Raw genomic sequence first — 18,797 nt, 5'->3', positions numbered from 1 at the left:
GGTTTGCAGCTTGCCACTGTTAAGTGGCACAGGTGCTTGTTAGCAACTACATTAATAATAAGTCTTTTCCATTTCTACAACTTCATTTGCATTTTCATCCCAAAAGAGTGTTCCACATACTTCGCACTTTTCATTTGCCATATTGCTTTCCTCTTCAATCAACATGTCATAACATGCAAAATCTTTACAATTAGGGCAGGTTATGGAAATAACCACTCGACCTTGCTTTTGCTCTAAAGTTGATAACTTCCAAAAATCAGATTTTATAGACTTTAGTTTTTTGGCATCTTTTTTATAAGCCACCAATATGTTATAAGTGTCATTTTCTAAGTCAAGCAATACAACTCTTGCCCCAAGCTTTTCCAATTGCTTATCAAAATAGGATAACGCAAAGGGAATGAAATCACCTCGTTTGGGTTCTTCTATTTCTTGATTATATTTTTGATAAACTTCATCTTCGGATACAACCAATTGTACCCCCAACATTGATTGAAGTCTGTTGTTGAAGAAGTTATACAACATTCCTTGTCTATCTTCTCCACTCCAATCCACTATTAAGAGGAAATTTTTATCCACTAATTTATAGAACAGGCTTTCATCGTCTTTAATAGTCTGTACATTCATTTCCATAAGTTCTTTTTCTCCAAGAACTTTTGCGAGCATTGTTTTATAGTTCATATTTCTTATTTTTAATTGTTGCTAATGGTTCGGAAATAAGCACCGTTTAGGTGCTTCATTTCTTTGTTCAAGGCAGTTTTACCCACCATGCACTATTACATATTTATATAGAACTTCAATTTTTGACTGCTGTTTCCGGCAGAAAGGGGTGTGAAGTTCATTCCTGCACCTGGTTCGTTTTATTACAGCTCTTATCCGTATTTCATTCATTTTTTTGTTCTCCTTTCTTCTATTTTATGGGATTTTACTGTTTCTGTTCACGGCAGGGCATAGCTATCCCATATTGCTGTCATGCCGATTTTTCCCGGTGTATGTCGCAATGTTCCAATACAACCGTATATGTGATGCCGCCACTCGTTACCGTAGTGTGGCTGTAAACTCTCATCCGTCCGCAATGCTCGCAGAAATAAGGATTCTCGTATTCACTTTCTGCCTGTTGCACTCCGGCTTCCTCTATCTCGCTTTCATCCCGTCCGAAGTATTCTTCCGGCAGGTTGCCTTTGTTAGAGTAGAAGCCGTAATACCTCACGATGCGGAAATAGCGCAGGGGAACGTGTTGCAGCAGCCGGGGAAAGAACTCACGGTAATGCAGCGTCAGTTCCTTTTCCACCGGGTTTCTCCTGTCGGGTGAGTTCTTATAATCACGGTATCGGAATGAAATGTTCTCACCGTCCATTGCCGTAATCTTGTACTCGCTCAAACATGCCCGCTTGGAATACCTGCCTACATACTGTATCACCTGCTCCGGCATCTGTATGGGCGGTTCCAGATGCACAATCCAGTCCTTTCTGTTCGCCACCCTTTTGATGAAGCCCATAAACTCCATGCGGTCGTGAAAGTCATGTTCCAGCCTGCCCGCATCGAACAGTCCTATCAGCGCATTCTCAAACTTGTAGCGGAACACCCTGCGGATAGAGGGGATATGCACGTAATCATGTTCGGGAACGGCTATTTTACCTTCGCTGTCGATGCCGCCCCACGACATAATCATGTGGGTGTGTACATGAAGCTGCTTTGTTTCCCCATAGGTGTGCAGCACGGCAATCACCCCGGTTTTCAAGCCGAACTTGTGCATCATCCAGTCTTTCAGCGTGTCTGCCGAAGTCCGCATCAGAATGTTCAGTATTTCTTTCTTATTGCGCTTCACCAAGTCCAGCAGGATATGCGGCAAGGTCATCACAACATGGCGGTGCGGCACTCGCAGCAACTTTTCCTTCATGCGTGCCGCCCATTTCAGCGTATCACGCCAGCCACATGACGGGCAAAAACGGTTCTTGCAGCTATGACTGATTTCCCGCACCTCCCCGCAATCGGGGCAGACGTATGTGTCTATTCCCAAAGCGGCTGTACGGCACACACGGATAGCGTTCACCGCCTTGTACTGTTCGGGGGTGATGTACTCCGCAGGGTGCTGTGCGTACTCGTCCCACCAGCGGTTGAAAAAGTCCGCCAAGCGATATGTGCTTTTCCGGGAACTACACCTTCCTATGTAATCTATCAAATCAATCATTCACTACCGTTATTTTTTTACATTTGTTTATTTGTTTGTAAGTTGCTGTATATTAGTTGTTTTAATTTGCCTTGAATTTGTTTATAAATACACCTGTAGGTATAGGATATTTCGATAACCGACACCTGGCAGGTGTGTTTCCTAATCTCTAATAGCCGCACCCTACGAATCATCCAGCGAATCAAGCGGATTGGGTATCTTGGCTTTGTGCGCACTCGATACATGAAGATATATGGCAGTGGTCTTTATATCGTTGTGCCCTAACAGTTCCTGTATCGTATGTAGGTCTGTCCCTTGTTCCAAAAGGTGGGTGGCAAACGAGTGGCGGAGCATGTGAACATGCACCCGGTGCTTGATACCTGCACGTCTGGCGGCTTCTTTCAGCACTTTCACCAATGCGCTTGCCGAGTACGGCTGTCCGGGCGTTTCGCCCTCAAACAGCCATTTCTTCGGTCGGTATTCACGGAAGTACCGCCGCAGCTCTTCCAGCAGCTTGGGCGAAAGCAGCGAGTAGCGGCATTTCTTGCCCTTACCCATGATACGCACGGACATCATTTCGCTGTTGATGTCTTTTGGTGTGAGGTTCAGCAATTCACTACGCCGCAATCCGGCTGAATAAACCAAGGAAATCATGCAGCGGTGCTTGATGTTGGACAGTTGGTCAAGGATGCGTTTTATCTCGTTCTTGCTCAATACTTCCGGGACGGTCTTGTACTCCTTGGCCCGTGTGATGCCGCCGTAATACTGCCGTTTCCCGCCTTTCACCTGCTCATAGTAGAACTTGATGGCGTTGATGCGCATGTTTTGTTGCGAAACGGAAATTTTCTTTTCGTTTACAAGATAAAGAATGTACCTGTTGATGTCCGCCACCTTCAGGCGGTCGATGTTGCGCCCTTTGTGGTACTCCACGAAGTCGCTGAAATAAGCCCGGTAGGTCTTTATGGTGGATGGGCTGTAGCGTTTCTGTTCCAGCAGTTCCAGATAGCCTTCCGGCAGCGTGTATTCCCTCTTGGGTCTGGGATGCCGCACATATACCCGGCTGTAATCAATGTAGGCATGGGGAGAGTAGCGGTCGTAGAAATCCGACAGCTTGAAAACGGCAGCCGCCATGCAAGCGGAATCCTTGCCGGTCATTTCCACGCCTGTATCCTGGGCAAGCAGCAGGGGGATTGCCCCGTTTCCTGCATACTCTATCCGGACATAATCCACACCATCCTTTTCTTCCTTGTGAAGAACGATGCTTCCTCTTTGCCTCTGAGCCTTGTCCATGTCGTCGAATTTTGCTTCATGGCTTCAAAGGTAGTGAAAAAACGGCATATTTTGAACAATCGTTCAAAATAATGGAAGTTAAAAAGACTAAACGGCGTCAGGCTTTAAGCAGGGAATAAACATAGCGGAAGTTTTTCTCCAGTTCGTCCACGTCCAGACCGTTCAGGAACGCCTGTTCGTAGGACAGTCCGAGAAACATCTGCCGGAACAGGGCTGCCGCTTTCTTCACGTCCGTGTCGCTCCCGATTTCTCCGCTTTCCTTCGCTTTCTGTATGACTTTCTCCCAAAGTTCATAGTCCAGTTGGAAAATCCGCTCGATTTTTTGCTTGATGTCCGGATAGTACATGCGCACTTGCGAGAGAAAATGGAAATAATAGGAATTAAGGCTGCAATCATTCGGGCTGTGGTTATCGCCAATCAGTTCGAGAATCCTTTTCATGGAAGCGGCTACTCCCGCCACGTATTGCCCGATAAATTCCGCCAACGTATCGGCGGGAGCGGCAAACTTGTTGTCCGGCTTGTGTATTTGCAGCACATACTTGTCCACCACAGCCATGAACAAGTCCAGCTTGTGCGGAAAATAATAGACGATGCCCGTCTTGGTCAGTCCGCAGGCTCTGGCAAGCGTGATGATGCTTGCCTTCTCATAGTTCATCCTGATAAATACCCCGAATGCCCTGTCAATGATTTCTTCCCGGTTGGTTATCATGCTGATGCGTAGGTTTATGTTTCTTTGCTCAGCGAAGATAGAGAAAATCGGGGGTTCCGGCAAGTATGTTACCGATGAAATTTGCTTTTACATATTTTTATATTCTGACAGCTAATCGAAAGAAACTCTTAAAGGAATGTCATGCCATCTTTTGTGGTCATGGAAATGCAAATAGATGGAATCGCCTTCAAAGAAATTGTCAATAATATATCCAAAGTTGCTGTTGAATTCTTTTAAAGGAACATGAATGGTATCCTTTTCCTCATCCATCATTTTCTTGTAATAGACAGACAATCGTTCTTTTATCGTATCGTTTTTATCAATAATATATTTTATCGTCCCGTTAAACCTCTTATACGCATAAGACAGATGCTCATCATCGTTTTCTTCCCATAAAAAACATCCGGCTGTACCAGGGGACATGTCTTTATTTTTGGCCCAATAAGAATTTTCCGCATAATAAATGTCCCTACTATCATTTTTCTTAAATTCAAAAGCTACCGGATATAGCAGACTATGAATGAAAGTCCTGTCCTTTCTCATTCTCAGTACAATGGGTTCATCGCTTTTAACCTGTCTTACTGAGACAACATTCTCGTTAGAGGCACATCCGACGAGAAAACAGATTGCCAAAATCAAAATAATGCGCATCATGTTTTTATCTATCATGGGGAGTAGAATTTTTAGCTATTTCAACTCATTCGTTGTTGATGCCTCAAAGATACGAAAAGAATCGGAGGGGAAAACCGTGTGGTGGGAGGAATTTGCGGAAGAGGCGGGCGGACACTTCACGCCACCCCATAGCCACTTGCCTCCCGTCCGCTGATTTCCCATTGTCCGGCAAGGCTGCCCGCTTACTTTCGTGCCGCAATCAACTTATTGTTTCACGATTTAATTCATTTGCTTATGGACAACCTCAAGGACATGAAAGACGAAGTGCTGGTAATGACCAACGCTTCCGACGGCAACACGCCCCACGTGGTGGAGCGCATCGGACAGGACGGCTCGCTGAAGACCCGCCCGTTGGCAAAGGCCAAGCCCGACGGTGATTTCCTCAAAATCGACCGCAGCGAATCCATCCTCGAATCCTTCTTCTCCAACTTCAAGCGGCAGTTTGACAACCCGTCCGACTTCCGTTTCTACCACCTTCCGGCGGAACTGCTGGCCAATGCCAAGGAGTTGGCGGCCTTGTTCCGCAATCCCGAAGAAAACAAGGAAATGCTTGGCGAATACAGGCTGGAGCCGGAACAGTATGCCACCAAGCAGGCGGAGGAACTGAAGCAGGCTTCCGCCACCGATGAATCCGCCCCGCAGCAATCCACGAAGTGGGGCATGGAACAGGTGGACTGGCAGCAGCTCGCACGTATGGGCATCACTCCCGAATCGTTGGGCGAAATCGGTACGGCACGTTTGCTCAACGGGCATGAATCCGCCGTGCTGAATCTTAAAACCAATTTCGAGGGCATTAAAATTGAAACGCCTGCCTGCATCCGGCTGGTGGAATCGCCCGACGGAAAGCCCGTGCTCAACATTGAGTGCTGCAAGCAACGCCCCGAACTTGACTATTATTTTGGCAATGAGATTCCGGATAGATTGATGAAAGAGAATTTGCTGAAAACACATAATGCGGGCAGTACCATAGACTTGACTATTGCCGGAGGAAAGGAAGAAACTTGCCTGCTTTCCCTTAATCCCAAGACGAACCGCTTGCACCACATTCCTGTCAGTGAAATAAAAATACCCTCAGAAATTAACGGGGTTACTTTGACTGAAAACCAACGGCTCGATTTGAGCTTTGGCAGGTCTGTACTGGTAGAAAATATGTGGTCTGAGCGACATCAGAAGCATTACGATGCACGCCTCCAGTACAATGTCTGCAAAGGCGGTTTCGACTACGACTTCCGGGGACTGAACCGCAAGGTGGAGCAGGGGCAGAGCCAGAGCGAACAGCGCGAAATCATCATCCCGAAAAAGCTGAAAGGGGTGGACTTGACTGATGAACAGGTAAATGCATTGAAAGCAGGCAAGGCCGCGTATGTCGAAGGCATGTCCGACGGAAACGGGGGCACGTTCAATGCCTACGTGCGTCCCAACTATGAAAAGATGAAGTTCGACTTCTTCCGCTGGAATCCCGACAAGAGCAGGAAGCAGTCGCAGGGACAGACCAACGAGCAGCCGAAACAATCCGCGCAGACAACTTCCCAGAACCGCCGTGTCCGCAAGTCGGAGAAGAAGGGCATCGGCGCATCACTCTGATTACTTACCTATAATATAGAATGTATATGAAGAATGTCATCATTGCAGAAAAGCCGTCGGTGGCGCAAAGCATCGCGGCAATCGTGGGAGCAGGACAAAGGAGGGACGGGTATATCGAGGGCAACGGTTATGCCGTAACATGGGCTTTCGGGCATCTGGTGCAGTTGGCCATGCCCGAAGCCTACGGGTTTACCGGTTTCCGGCGGGAGAACCTGCCCATACTGCCTGCCGGTTTCACGCTCATCCCCCGACAGAAGCGTGAGGGGAAGGAATACAAGGACGACCCCGGCGTGGTGCGCCAGTTGAACATCATCAAGGGACTGTTCGAGGGTGGCGACCGCATCATCGTGGCGACCGATGCCGGGCGTGAAGGGGAGCTGATATTCAGATATATCTACCATTACTTGGGCTGCACCAAGCCGTTTGTCCGCCTGTGGATAAGCAGCCTGACCGACAAGGCCATCCGCGAAGGGATGGAACGGTTGCAGCCGGGCGGCAATTACGATAACCTCTACCTTTCCGCCAAGGCACGCAGCGAAGCGGACTGGCTCATCGGCATCAACGGCTCGCAGGCGCTCAGCCTTGCCGCCGGGCGGGGCGTGTTCTCGCTCGGACGGGTACAGACACCCACATTGGCCATGATTTGCTCCCGTTATCTGGAGAACAAGTCGTTTGCCCCGAAGAAGTACATGCAGATACGCATCACGGTGGAGAAGGATGGCATTGCGTTCCATGCCACAGCGGAACAGCGTTACGAGGACAAGACCGCCGCAGACAGTGCGTTGGGCGAAATGAAAGCGTGCGGCACGCTCCGCATAACAGCACTTGCCCGGCGGGAGGTCAAAGAAGAACCTCCGCTGCTCTATGACCTGACCGCCCTTCAGCGGGATGCCAACACCCGGCTGGACTTCTCCGCCGACCGCACGCTCTCCCTTGCGCAAAGCCTGTACGAGAAAAAGGTGCTGAGCTATCCGCGTACCGGCAGCCGGTACATTTCCGAAGACGTGTTCGACGAAATCCCCTCGCGCATCGCCCTCTTGCGGCAACATCCGCGTTTCGGGCAGTATGCCGCGTCGCTTTCCGGAGCACCGCTCAACCGCCGCAGCGTGGACGGAGGGAAAGTGACCGACCACCATGCGCTGATTGTAACCGAAAACCTGCCCTCCGGCCTTTCCAAAGACGAACAGGCCATCTACGACATGGTCGCCGCCCGTCTGCTCGAAGCCTTTTCCGCCCCCTGCATCAAGGAGGTGACGGAAATCCATGCGGCGGTGGGCAGCAGCGAAGCGCAGGCCAAAGGCACGGTGGTCAAGTCCGCCGGATGGCGTGCCGTGCGCGGCGAAAAGGAAGAGGACGACGGCGGGGGTATGGCACTCCCAAATCTGGAACAGGACGAGACGCTCCCGATAAAGGCACTCGAAGCGGTAGAGCGGCAGACCAAACCCAAGCCGCTGCACACCGAAAGCTCGCTGCTCTCGGCGATGGAGCATTGCGGCCGGGAGATTGACGACGAGCAGCTACGGGCGAGCATCCGCGAGACGGGCATCGGAACCCCTGCCACCCGTGCTGCCGTCATCGAAACGCTGTTCGCACGCGGTTATATCCGGAGGGAGAAGAAAAGCCTCGTGCCCACCGACAAAGGCATGGCGGTCTATGAAACGGTGAAGGACAAGAAGATTGCCAACGTGGAAATGACCGCCGCATGGGAGGACACGCTGGCACGCATCGAATCGGGCGAGGCCGATGCTGCCGCCTTCCGGCGCGACATCGAGGCATATACCGCACAGATTGTAACCGAACTGTTGGAAACCAAAGTGTCCGTAGCGCCTTCGGAAAGCGAATACCCGTGTCCCAAATGCCGGAACAGCCGGGTGCTGTTCTTCCCCAAGGTCGTCAAATGCGCCGATGTGGACTGTGGCTTTACCCTCTTCCGTAACAAGGGCGGCAAGGAACTGTCGGACAAACAGCTTGCCGAACTCCTGACCAAAGGCAGAACCGGTGTTATCAAAGGTTTCAGAAGCAGGGAGGGCAAGGCTTTCGACGCTTCATTGGTATTGCGCCCCGACTTCTCCGTGGGCTACGAGTTTGCCGACAAGAAACCATCCAAAGGCAAATCTTCCAAGAAATGACCCTCCCGACATCAACTCGGACTTGAAGCGGGATGAGGTCGGACTTGATGTGCCATGAAGTCCGGCTTGATGCTACATCAGGTACGGCTTCATCCTATACAGGCATAAAATGTATTTTGTAACACGAATAAAAAGAAGAATCATGAATCCGAACAAACCGAACATGCCGGCTCCGTCGGTAGAGCCGGACGAACTGTCCTATTACCGCCTTACCCTGTTGTCCTACCTCCGCGAATCGCATCCCGAACGGGCTGCCGACGATGCTTTTATCCGCGCGCGTGCCGAACTTGCCGCCGAAGCGTTCAGCAATGCCGTCAGGTCGGGCATGAATTATGACGAAGCCGTCCAACAGGCGGACGAGGTGCTGTTTCAGGGTCTGCACTTTTCCCGGCTCGACACGCTCATCACCGTGTTGTGGAACGAGTTTGCCGATGAGGTACCCGCAGGCCGCGCCCGCGAGGTAGCTCTCCAGCTCCTGCCCGAATGCGGCAGGGTGTTCAGCGGTTACGACCTGAGCGACGGTTTTGAGTTTACCCCCGACTTCGACCGGCTGTGCGGGGAACTGGCCGGTGTAATCTCAATCTGGCTCGAAGAAAATGGCATATAACAAGAAGGCACATCTTAGGGACAACATCGAGGCCATCCGCCTGATGTTCCGTCTGGAACGGGAGAGGCGTGCCGCCACACCGGAGGAGCAGACGGTATTGGCCGCCTACACCGGCTTCGGGGGCATCAAGGCGGTGCTGTCCCCCTTCGGCAAGCTCACCGACATCCTCCGCTGGACGCAGAGCGACCGCGAACTCTTTCCCCTTGTGTCGGAACTGCATGGCGTGCTCCGCGAGGGGGCGACGGATGAACGGGAATACAAACGGCTGGTGGACAGTGTGAAGGCATCCACCTTCACCGCCTTCTATACACCCCCGGAAATCATTAGTGCCGTTGCTTTCTCGTTGGAGGAGCACGGTGTGTCGCCGCACCGCTTCCTCGACCCGTCATCGGGCACGGGCAATTTCCTCTCTGCTTTCCAGCCGCATTTCTACAACGCCACCGCCGTGCCCGAAGCCACCGCGTATGAAAAGGACTTGCTCACGGGGCGCATCCTCCGGCAGCTTCAGCCCGGTACGGATGTCCGCGTGCAAGGGTTCGAGGAACTTCCCCCGCAGGACAACGGACGGTTCGATGTGACGGCAAGCAACATCCCTTTCGGCGACATCCGGGTATTTGACCCGTCGATGGACGATGGTTCGGCACGGCGTTTCGCGCTCGGTTCCCTGCACAACTATTTCTTCGTCAAGGGACTGGATGCCGTGCGCGAGGGCGGCATCGTGGCTTTCATCACCTCACAAGGGGTAATGAACTCCGCGATGGGCACTCCCGTGCGCCAATATCTGATGGAAAGGGCGCGGCTCCTGTCCGCCATCCGCCTGCCCAACAACCTCTTTACCGACTATGCCGGTACGGAGGTGGGCAGCGACCTCATTGTGCTGCAAAAGGAAACGGCATCCGAAAGGGAATACACCGGCCTTGAAAAAGCCTTCGTGGAAGTCAGCACGCAGACCGACGGCACGACCCAGAACGAGTATTTCGAACGCACCGCCGCCATTGTCCATACGCGCGGCCATGTGGGGACTGACCCTTACGGCAAACCGGCACGCGTCTTCCTGCATGACGGGGGCATGGATGCCATCGCCGCAGACCTGAAATGGATGCTGGACAAGAACCTGTCGGAAAACCTCGACCTTGACCTTTATCTCCGCTTCTCGCCGGTGCGCGAGTTGCGCGAACTGGCGGAAGTACGGGCGGAAAGTCTTCAGGAACGCATTGCACAGGTGCGGGCGTTATCCAAGCCGGAACAGCAGCGTGTCGCGACGGAAACGCCGGAGGCGGTTGTGGAAGAACCGCCCATTGTCCGCTCTGAACCGGAGAAACCCGTCACGCAGGAGCCACTGATGTCCCTGTATGACCTTTTCGGTTTCACACAGGAGGAACGGCAGGCGTTCAGCACCGGACGGAAGCCCAAGCGGAAGAAGAAGCAGGACACCCCGCAGCTCTCCCTGTTCGACATTGTGGAACCGCTCAGCGGCCAGTCCGTACCCGGAAAAGGGGATGCCATTGCCGCATCGCCCGCAGAAAAGCCTGCCCGGACTGCACAGCCCGAACCGGCAGCCGCACCCCAAGCCCCGTCGGAAGAAGAACTCCGGGAACGGGAGCGCCGCCGGGCGGAGGAAGAGGCCGCACGGCAGGAGCGCATGAAGCCACGCCCCTTCACCGGTGAAAGGCTGGAACATTACCGGAACGGCTCACTGGTGGATATGGACGGGCAAATCGGCTACCTCTCTGGCATGGATAAGGGAATCCCCGTGTTCCATCCGCTGGAACTGCCTGCCCGCCAGCAGCAGCGTGCCGCATCCTACATTGAACTTCGCGACACATACCACCGCCTGTACAACGACGAAGCGGAACACCGGCAGGAGAACGGGGAACTGCGTGCGGGCCTGAACGGGCTGTACGACGGCTTTGTCCGTCAGTTCGGCAACCTGAACGACAAGAAGAACATCGACCTGTTCCGCATGGATGCCGATAACCGGGAAATCCTCGCCTTGGAACGTTACGCCGACGGCAAGGCGGTCAAGGCCGACATCTTTGACCATCCCGTGTCGTACAACGTGAACGAGATTACCCACACCGACGATGTGCACGAGGCATTGGCGGCCTCGCTCAACAAATATGGCGAGGCAAACATGGAATATATGGAATCGCTCACCGACAAGCCGCAGGCACAATTGCTGGATGAACTGCGCGGCAGGGTGTTCTACAACCCGCTGGCGAAGCGTTTCGAGATTGCCGACCGCTTCATCGCGGGCAATGTCGTGGCAAAGGCGGAGTATATCGGGGAATACTTGCAGACACATCCCGACGATGCCGAATCGCGCGTTTCGCTTGAAGCATTGCGTAAGGCGGCACCGGTACCCATTCCTTTTGAGGAACTGGATTTCAATTTCGGCGAACGCTGGATACCGGCTGGCGTGTACAGCCGCTATGCCTCATGGCTGTTCGACACCGACGTGTCTGTCCGCTACAACGCCAGTGCGGACGAGTACAGCATCCGCGCCTCCGAACTCAGCCCGCGTATCTATAACCAGTACGCAGTCCGTTCCGAAACGCGCCTGTTCAACGGGGTCGCCCTCATGCGCCACGCCATCCACAACACCACGCCCAACATCACCAAGACCGTCACGGACAAGGACGGCAAGGACATCAAGGTGCGCGACCCCGAAGCCACGCAGCTTGCCAACAGCAAGATTGACGAGATACGGGGAGGCTTCTCCGACTGGCTCATGGAACAGTCGCCGGAGTTCAAGAAGAAACTGGAGGACATGTACAACCGCAAGTTCAACTGCTTCGTGCGCCCCAAGTTCGACGGCAGCCACCAGACCTTTCCTGACCTTGATTTGAAAGGATTGGGCATCAAGGATTTGTATCCATCTCAGAAAGACTGTATCTGGATGCTGAAGATGAACGGCGGCGGCATCGCTGACCATGAGGTGGGTGGCGGCAAGACGCTGATAATGTGCGTCGCCGCCTACGAGATGAAGCGGCTCGGACTGGCGCACAAGCCGCTCATTACCGGCCTGAAGGCGAACATCCACGAGATTGCACAGACCTTCCGCACCGCCTATCCCCACGCCAAGATACTCTATCCGGGCAAGGAGGACTTCACGCCCGACCGCCGCGTGGAAATCTTCAACCAGATGAAGAACAACGACTGGGATGCCATCATCCTCTCGCACGAGCAATTCGGCATGATACCGCAGTCGCCCGAAATCCAGCGCGACATCCTGCAACAGGAGCTGGACAGCGTGGAGGAAAACCTGGAGGTGTTGCACCAGTTGGGCAGCGAGGTGACCAATGCCCAACTCAAGGGCGCGGAAAAGCGCAAGATGAACTTGGAAGTCAAGCTCAAGGAACTGACGCACGAGATAGAGAACCGCAAGGACGATGTGGCGGACTTCAAGCGCATGGGCATCGACCACATCTTTGTCGATGAATCGCACCGCTTCAAGAACCTCATGTTCACCACGCGCCACGACCGTGTGGCGGGGCTGGGCAACTCGGAGGGCAGCCAGCGTGCGCTCAACATGCTCTTCGCCATCCGTACCATCCAGCAGCGTACCGGCAAGGACTTGGGAGCCACCTTCCTTTCCGGTACGACCATCAGCAACTCGCTGACCGAGCTGTACCTCCTGTTCAAATACCTGCGCCCCAACGAACTGGAGCGGCAGGGCATCCGCTCCTTCGACGCATGGGCGGCGGTGTTCGCACGCAAGTCCATTGACTATGAGTTTTCCGTGACCAACGAGATTGTGCAGAAGGAACGCTTCCGCTATTTCATCAAGGTGCCCGAACTCGCCTCGTTCTATTCCGAAATCACTGACTTCCGCACGGCGGAGGACATCGGCATCGACCGCCCGAAGAAGAACGAGATACTGCACAACATCGCGCCCACGCCCGACCAGCAGGAGTTTATCGCCAAGCTCATGGAGTTCGCCAAGACCGGCAACGCTACCGTATTGGGCCGTCTGCCGCTGACGGAAAAGGAGGAAAAGGCCAAGATGCTCATCGCCACCGACTATGCCCGCAAGATGTCGCTTGACATGCGGCTCATCGACCCGCTGAAATATGACGACGACCGTGACAACAAGGCGACCCATTGCGCCGACATGATTGCGCAGTATTACAACCGCTATGCCGAACACAAGGGGACACAGTTCGTGTTCAGCGACTTGGGCACTTACAAGCCCGACCAGTGGAACCCGTACAGCGAAATCAAGCGCAAGCTGGTGGAAGACCACGGCATCCCCGAAGACCAGATACGCTTCATTCAGGAAGCCAAGACCGAGAAGAAGCGCAAGGCGATGATTGAGGCGATGAACGAGGGGCGCATCCGTGTGCTGTTCGGATCCACCGAAATGTTGGGCACGGGTGTCAATGCGCAGAAAAGATGCGTGGCCATCCATCACTTGGACGCACCGTGGCGCCCAAGCGACCTCCAGCAGCGCGACGGGCGCGGCATCCGCAAGGGCAACGAGGTGGCGAAGCTCTATGCCGATAACAAGGTCGATGTCATCATCTATGCGGTGGAGAAATCATTGGACAGCTACAAGTTCAACCTGCTCCACAACAAGCAGCTTTTCATCACCCAGCTCAAGCAGAACCGCATGGGCAGCCGCACCATCGACGAGGGCAGCATGGACGAGAAGGGGGGCATGAACTACTCCGAGTATGTGGCCATCCTCTCCGGCAACACAGACCTTTTGGACAAGGCGCGTCTGGAGAAGAAGATTGCCGGACTGGAGGGCGAGCACAAGGCGTTCCAGCGCAGCAAGGGCGATTCGCGCATCCGGTTGGAGACCCTGTTGGCCAACCAAGCCTCCAACAGCGACATCATCGCGAGGGCGCGGCAGGACATGGCCGACTTCGAGAGCCGCGTGCAGTACGACAAGGACGGCAAGAAGCTCAACCCGCTGAAGATTGACGGGGTAACGGGCAGCGACCCCAAAGTCATTGCCGCCCGACTGCACGAGATAGAGGACAAGGAGCGCACGCACGGCCAGCCGGTTCCCATCGGCTCCCTCTACGGCTTTGAAATCGTGGTCAAGACCGACACCACCGTCAAGGAGGGATTGGACTTCTGCGAGAACCGCTTCTTCGTGCGCGGCACGGGCAAGCTCCTGTACAACTACAACAACGGACGCTTGGCAGCCGACCCGCAGACCGCCTGCCGGAATTTCATCAACGCCTTTGACAGCATCCCCCGCCTGATAGAGAAATACACGCGGGACAATGCTGACATTGAAAAGGAAATTCCCGTCCTGAAGCAGGTCGTGGATGAAACATGGAAAAAAGAGGATGAGTTGAAGCAACTCAAGGCCGAGCTTGCCACGCTTGACCGCAAGATATTGCTCTCCTTGAAATCCGTCGATGCGCAGGAGGCCAACACTGAAGGGGTAACGGAAATCCGGCCGGAACAACAGTCCGCACCGGTGGCGCAATCCGCCCCCTCAATGCCCGACAGCCCTGCCGTCCCGGCATCATCGCCTGAGCCATACGTCCACCGTATGCCCGAATACATGGCACATGCGGCGGAGCGCAAACCGCCGGTGCTGCCAGCCATGCCCAAGACCATCAGCATCAAGGAACTCATGAGCGCGGGCAAGGACAAGGTGGTAATCGGCGGCATCCCCCAACCGGAGGCCGGCACGGAGAAACCGCAGGACAAACCAAAATGGAAGATGAAGCTCTGAGCGGGATTCAACAAAAAGGCTTGGCAACAACCGGTACATGCCGGATAGTTGCCAAGCCTTTTAATTTTGTACAGAAAATTCTATCTATTCTTCATTATCTAAGAAGCGTTTCAAGTCATAGTACATAGAACGTGTCTTGTCTTTCTCGTCTTTGGCGGACAAGAAATCAAAGCCGCATTGTTGATAAAAACCGACGGCATCCTGATAAGCATCCACTGTAATGAAACGGCAACCGGTTCTGTTACCATGAGTAAAAGTATATTTGATAAGACGGATAATATCTCTGCCAATGCCTTGTCCGGCATATTCTTCCGATACGGCCAGTCTGCCAATCTTTACGGCCGGATAATCTTTGCGCCGCTTAGGATTAGCCACACGGCGGCTCAGCCGGTTCCAAATACTGCGTTGTTCCGGGTCAAAAGTAATTTTGTCATTTAGAAGGCTGAAATAGGCTACAGTTTTGGCATTGGACAAATCCTCCCATAGATAAGTGACAGCCATCAAGTCGGTCAGATATTTTCGGGCATCCTCAAATAAAAAGCCGTTTAAGTCATCATCCTTGCACTTAAACGGCTTTATCTCGTAGTCCGCTTTCAGCGGTATGAAATAATAATCTTCAAGAGCCATGTTCGTATCAGAATGTAAATGCGGCTATGGCCTTGAACTTCTCATAAACTTTCTTCGCAGCCTCTTTCTCTTCCTTGCTTTCCGGCTTCAGATGAGCCATTTTCTCTGCAAAGCGTTTAGCGTCCTTACCGGTAACTACCGGTGTTTCTTTAATAGGTCGAGCCATAATCTTTAGTTTTAATTCACCACAAAGGTACGGATAATATTGCTGAAAATCAAATTGTATGATATGTTTCTTTGATAATGAGGTTTTCATCCAACTATTTAGTTTCATAGAATAAATAAGAATTCCGGTTTTTACGGCACAAAACTGGAACTTTCGATAGAAAAAGGCTTCACCCTGTCCTCCCGACAGAATGAAGCCGGTTGTTTAACCCAAAGGGAACTTCCTGCTTCACAGCGGTAGGAAATATCCCTGAACGATGCAAATCCAAGATGCATTATCCACAATCATCTGAGAGTTCTTTATCTTCTGTTTTTTCCTCCCTGCCGTTTTCATCCGGTTCTTTGGGCATCGGATAGGTTTCCGACAATTTGTCCTTCCGTGCCTGACGCTTGATTTCGTTCTCATCGAAATTGTTGCGGATGAACTCGTGCAGGTCTGATTCCTTGTAATAGGTCTTGTGGTATATCGAATGGAACTTCAACGCCCCGTTGTTCCTGTATCGCTGGAGCGTGCGCTTGCTGATGCGCAGCAGTTGGCACACCTCCTGATTGTCGTACAGCCGTTCCCCGTTCAGGTAGTTCAGGTGCTTCTGCCGGTTCTCCGCCTTGTCCAGCTTGCGCGATATGCGGTACAATTCGCCCATGATGCGCTCCATCCACGCTTCAAATTCTGTCTTGTCTACTAACATGGCCGTTCCTCCTATGTTTTTACACCTCGCCCAGCATGTAGCTGTTCGGTGTGTCGGGTGATTTCACAATGATTTCCTTCTCCCGCATAAAGCGGATGTAGCTCTTGGCCGTGCGTTCCTTCACGTCGAACGCCGCCTGAAGTTCTTCCGACAGCTCCATGTAACCGATGAAGCGTTTCCGGCTGAACAGTTCGCGCGCCACCGCCACGAGTTCCTCCTCCTTGCGCCTGTCCTTTTCCTCTTTCGGCTTCTCGCCCAGATAGGCGTGCATCGCCTTGCCTTTGTCCCATGCGAACTGCATGAGCGGCACATCCAGCGGGCTGCCGTCACGCACTTTCAGGGCTTTCACCACCGACACGGCAGGATTGCTGTCCTTTTCGATGGAGAGGATGGCGGCAGCCTTGCGTTGCAGCTCACTGCCAAGATGCCCCCGCAGCTTCAGCCCGTTGGGGATGAAGTGCAGCACCGTGACGATGCACGTGTTGTAGATGCCCGCCAGCCGGTAGAGTTCCTCCACGACGGCAATGCTCTCCGCCTCGTCATTGGCGCAGCGTATCAGGTCGGCGATGCCGTCAATCACCACCAGATGGATACCTCCGTACTGGTAATGAAACCTGTCCATGCTGAGCACGATGGACTTCAGCCGCTCCTTGCGGCTCATCCCCGTCAGGCAATATGCCTTGAACCACTCCGGCATCGTGTCGCGCCCGCAGCGGCGCAGCAGGGTGCTTACGTTCTTGTATAGCTGCACCTCGCTCTGTTCGGTATCGTAGAACAGCACCGCCTTTCCTTTCGGATTCCCTTCGATGGAAATGCCCAGCGTGTCGATGCCTTCCGCGTTTTCCGGTTTCACAGCCCCGGCAATCAGGGCTGCCACATAGTTGCTTTTCCCCGTACCTTCCCCGCCGGTGATGCAGAGCAGGTTCCCTTGTGTTCCGAGCGGCACGCCGTTCACCGATACTATCATCTGTGCCACAGGTGGCGGGTTGTTGAAATCCAACTCGCATGATTTTAATGCTGACATATCTTCCTTGTATAATGAATCCAAATGGTTTAAGAACAGTTTCAATAAATCATCATGCGTATGTCCCAACGCAAAATAGTCCGTTACATCCTTTTCTTCTTTTGTCCCTGCCAGCGGCAGCAACAGGCGTTTCAGCGAAAACGCTTTCAGTTCTTCCACCCGTTTGGCTGAAACCTCCAGCCCGGTCTTGTCCACATCGTACAGCAGGACAATGTGCTTGAACCGGTAAGAGAGCAGCATCAGCACAGATGCGGGGATGAGCGTCGTTTCCGAATTGAAGCAGATGGCGTGGAACCCGTTCGCCGCAAGACTCATCACGTCTTTTTCCCCGCCGGTAATGAACAGCAGGTCGCCTTTGGAGGGCAGTTGGTCAAGCCCGAAACAGTAATTGTCGCCCAAATCGCCGGCATAGAAAAAACGCATCTCCGAGCGCGGGCGGTATATCTTGATGTATTTGTCGCCTGCGTAACCATACATCGGTTCTTGTGCTGTCGCCGCAAGGGTATAAGGCCGCCCCTCTTGGGTGGCGGAGGTAAACGAGTGTAGCGGTTGTACATTATATTTATGTAATATGCCTTCCGTAATGCCCGACTTCCCCCAAAAGGAAAGGTCTGCTTCGTTGAACGCTCTTGCCACAAGGCTGTACGGGCGTATGTTCTTTTCCTTCTGCCCGGCGGTGGCGGGACGCACGGTGGGAATGGCAGCGACACCGGTGCCGGCTTCATGCCCGTCATCCAGCCCCAAATGCAGGTCATGGTCGATGATTCGCATGATTTCAACGAAGTCCTTCGCGTTCCTGCAACTCAGCCCCGTCATTGTCCCTACCAACTCGAAGCAGTCCCCGGAATATTCCTCGTTGCCGAAATCCTTCATCTTATACACCGAATGTCGCCGGTCATAATATACGTTGCACGATGCCTTCGTATCCTTATACAAAGGATTCAGGAACTTCTTCCCGATGCGGAACTGCACCGGCAGGTAATGTCTGAACACCGAAAGCCCCCTGTCCGTTGCCTGTAAAATATCCTCCTTATTCATTGCCTGTATCCTTTGTCACGTCCAACAACCGGTTCTTCTTGTAAACGTCTATCAGGTGCGGTTCGCACGTGATAACCTTTTCCCGTACCTTTTTCTCTATTTCCGAGAGCTTGTACAGGCACTTGCGGCGGAACACCGAATATTCCACCAGTCCGTCGCTCCTTAACCGTTGCAGGGTGCGCGTGCTGATATGGAGCATATCGGCCACTTCCTGACTGTCCAGCCATACATCGTCGTCAAAGTCGCAATCCTGCAACTTGTGCTCGTTCTTGGTGATGAACTCAGCGATTTTCGCTATCTGCCCCATCATCTTTTGATAGGCGGCACTTTCCATTACGATAACTTCTGTCATAATCCTAATTATTGAAATGTTTGCCGCAAAGTTCCCGATAAGCCAA

General features: G+C 52.9%; 14 protein-coding genes. 4 read left to right on the top strand and 10 right to left on the bottom strand.

What is annotated here, in order from left to right:
- Window positions 1–51: 51 nt before the first annotated feature.
- The 5 genes from B5G04_RS13265 to B5G04_RS13245 all read right to left on the bottom strand — a co-directional run bounded on the left by B5G04_RS13265 (window position 52) and on the right by B5G04_RS13245 (window position 4,835).
- On the bottom strand, window positions 52–678 hold the full coding sequence (locus B5G04_RS13265) for a hypothetical protein (protein ID WP_013616527.1): 627 nt from the start codon (window positions 676–678) through the stop codon (window positions 52–54).
- 289 nt (window positions 679–967) lie between these two features.
- Window positions 968–2,188 carry a transposase gene (locus B5G04_RS13260; protein ID WP_087397665.1) on the bottom strand — a complete coding sequence of 407 codons (1,221 nt, stop codon included), beginning with the start codon at window positions 2,186–2,188 and terminating at the stop codon, window positions 968–970.
- A gap of 162 nt (window positions 2,189–2,350) precedes the next feature.
- Window positions 2,351–3,457 carry a site-specific integrase gene (locus tag B5G04_RS13255; protein ID WP_087251248.1) on the bottom strand — a complete coding sequence of 369 codons (1,107 nt, stop codon included), beginning with the start codon at window positions 3,455–3,457 and terminating at the stop codon, window positions 2,351–2,353.
- 97 nt (window positions 3,458–3,554) lie between these two features.
- On the bottom strand, window positions 3,555–4,166 hold the full coding sequence (locus tag B5G04_RS13250; RefSeq protein ID WP_087251246.1) for a TetR/AcrR family transcriptional regulator: 612 nt from the start codon (window positions 4,164–4,166) through the stop codon (window positions 3,555–3,557).
- 111 nt (window positions 4,167–4,277) lie between these two features.
- Window positions 4,278–4,835 carry a hypothetical protein gene (locus B5G04_RS13245; RefSeq protein WP_087251244.1) on the bottom strand — a complete coding sequence of 186 codons (558 nt, stop codon included), beginning with the start codon at window positions 4,833–4,835 and terminating at the stop codon, window positions 4,278–4,280.
- A 237-nt stretch (window positions 4,836–5,072) separates the two neighbouring features.
- On the opposite strand from B5G04_RS13245, the gene B5G04_RS13240 reads away from it, so the two are divergent.
- The 4 genes from B5G04_RS13240 (at window position 5,073) to B5G04_RS13225 (ending at window position 14,856) form a co-directional block, all read left to right on the top strand.
- Window positions 5,073–6,422 carry a DUF3945 domain-containing protein gene (locus tag B5G04_RS13240; RefSeq protein ID WP_087397663.1) on the top strand — a complete coding sequence of 450 codons (1,350 nt, stop codon included), beginning with the start codon at window positions 5,073–5,075 and terminating at the stop codon, window positions 6,420–6,422.
- A gap of 26 nt (window positions 6,423–6,448) precedes the next feature.
- On the top strand, window positions 6,449–8,551 hold the full coding sequence (gene topB, locus B5G04_RS13235; RefSeq protein WP_164496652.1) for a type IA DNA topoisomerase: 2,103 nt from the start codon (window positions 6,449–6,451) through the stop codon (window positions 8,549–8,551).
- A gap of 142 nt (window positions 8,552–8,693) precedes the next feature.
- Window positions 8,694–9,158 carry a DUF1896 domain-containing protein gene (locus tag B5G04_RS13230; protein WP_071150644.1) on the top strand — a complete coding sequence of 155 codons (465 nt, stop codon included), beginning with the start codon at window positions 8,694–8,696 and terminating at the stop codon, window positions 9,156–9,158.
- Window positions 9,148–14,856 (top strand): N-6 DNA methylase, encoded by a 5,709-nt coding sequence (locus B5G04_RS13225; protein ID WP_087397661.1) that lies wholly within the window; start codon window positions 9,148–9,150, stop codon window positions 14,854–14,856. Before B5G04_RS13230 ends, B5G04_RS13225 begins: the two co-directional genes overlap by 11 nt.
- 84 nt (window positions 14,857–14,940) lie before the next feature.
- Here the strand turns inward: B5G04_RS13225 and B5G04_RS13220 are convergent, their stop codons facing one another.
- The 5 genes from B5G04_RS13220 to B5G04_RS13200 form a co-directional block, all read right to left on the bottom strand.
- On the bottom strand, window positions 14,941–15,483 hold the full coding sequence (locus B5G04_RS13220) for a GNAT family N-acetyltransferase (RefSeq protein WP_018711974.1): 543 nt from the start codon (window positions 15,481–15,483) through the stop codon (window positions 14,941–14,943).
- 7 nt (window positions 15,484–15,490) lie between these two features.
- Window positions 15,491–15,649, bottom strand: coding sequence for a hypothetical protein (locus tag B5G04_RS20245; RefSeq protein ID WP_018711973.1), 159 nt, complete (start codon window positions 15,647–15,649; stop codon window positions 15,491–15,493).
- A gap of 274 nt (window positions 15,650–15,923) precedes the next feature.
- Window positions 15,924–16,337, bottom strand: a complete 414-nt coding sequence (locus B5G04_RS13210) for a helix-turn-helix domain-containing protein (RefSeq protein ID WP_087251233.1) — start codon at window positions 16,335–16,337, stop codon at window positions 15,924–15,926.
- A gap of 19 nt (window positions 16,338–16,356) precedes the next feature.
- Window positions 16,357–18,399, bottom strand: coding sequence for a bifunctional DNA primase/helicase (locus B5G04_RS13205; protein WP_087251231.1), 2,043 nt, complete (start codon window positions 18,397–18,399; stop codon window positions 16,357–16,359).
- Window positions 18,392–18,751 carry a helix-turn-helix domain-containing protein gene (locus B5G04_RS13200; RefSeq protein ID WP_087251228.1) on the bottom strand — a complete coding sequence of 120 codons (360 nt, stop codon included), beginning with the start codon at window positions 18,749–18,751 and terminating at the stop codon, window positions 18,392–18,394. The genes B5G04_RS13205 and B5G04_RS13200 overlap by 8 nt, the downstream gene beginning before the upstream one ends.
- Between the last annotated feature and the right edge of the window lie 46 nt (window positions 18,752–18,797).

Origin of the sequence: Bacteroides sp. An51A, assembly GCF_002161565.1 — a bacterium.
Lineage (GTDB): Bacteria > Bacteroidota > Bacteroidia > Bacteroidales > Bacteroidaceae > Phocaeicola > Phocaeicola intestinalis.
The sequence above is the reverse complement of the archived record's forward strand: the minus strand, read 5'-3'. Positions and strand labels throughout refer to the sequence as shown.

Coding starts and splice junctions, on each gene's coding strand:
- B5G04_RS13265 (WP_013616527.1), bottom strand. CDS start 678: ATGAACTATAAAACAATGCTCGCAAAAGTTCTTGGAGAAAAAGAACTT.
- B5G04_RS13260 (WP_087397665.1), bottom strand. CDS start 2,188: ATGATTGATTTGATAGATTACATAGGAAGGTGTAGTTCCCGGAAAAGC.
- B5G04_RS13255 (WP_087251248.1), bottom strand. CDS start 3,457: ATGGACAAGGCTCAGAGGCAAAGAGGAAGCATCGTTCTTCACAAGGAA.
- B5G04_RS13250 (WP_087251246.1), bottom strand. CDS start 4,166: ATGATAACCAACCGGGAAGAAATCATTGACAGGGCATTCGGGGTATTT.
- B5G04_RS13245 (WP_087251244.1), bottom strand. CDS start 4,835: ATGATAGATAAAAACATGATGCGCATTATTTTGATTTTGGCAATCTGT.
- B5G04_RS13240 (WP_087397663.1), top strand. CDS start 5,073: ATGGACAACCTCAAGGACATGAAAGACGAAGTGCTGGTAATGACCAAC.
- topB (WP_164496652.1), top strand. CDS start 6,449: ATGAAGAATGTCATCATTGCAGAAAAGCCGTCGGTGGCGCAAAGCATC.
- B5G04_RS13230 (WP_071150644.1), top strand. CDS start 8,694: ATGAATCCGAACAAACCGAACATGCCGGCTCCGTCGGTAGAGCCGGAC.
- B5G04_RS13225 (WP_087397661.1), top strand. CDS start 9,148: ATGGCATATAACAAGAAGGCACATCTTAGGGACAACATCGAGGCCATC.
- B5G04_RS13220 (WP_018711974.1), bottom strand. CDS start 15,483: ATGGCTCTTGAAGATTATTATTTCATACCGCTGAAAGCGGACTACGAG.
- B5G04_RS20245 (WP_018711973.1), bottom strand. CDS start 15,649: ATGGCTCGACCTATTAAAGAAACACCGGTAGTTACCGGTAAGGACGCT.
- B5G04_RS13210 (WP_087251233.1), bottom strand. CDS start 16,337: ATGTTAGTAGACAAGACAGAATTTGAAGCGTGGATGGAGCGCATCATG.
- B5G04_RS13205 (WP_087251231.1), bottom strand. CDS start 18,399: ATGAATAAGGAGGATATTTTACAGGCAACGGACAGGGGGCTTTCGGTG.
- B5G04_RS13200 (WP_087251228.1), bottom strand. CDS start 18,751: ATGACAGAAGTTATCGTAATGGAAAGTGCCGCCTATCAAAAGATGATG.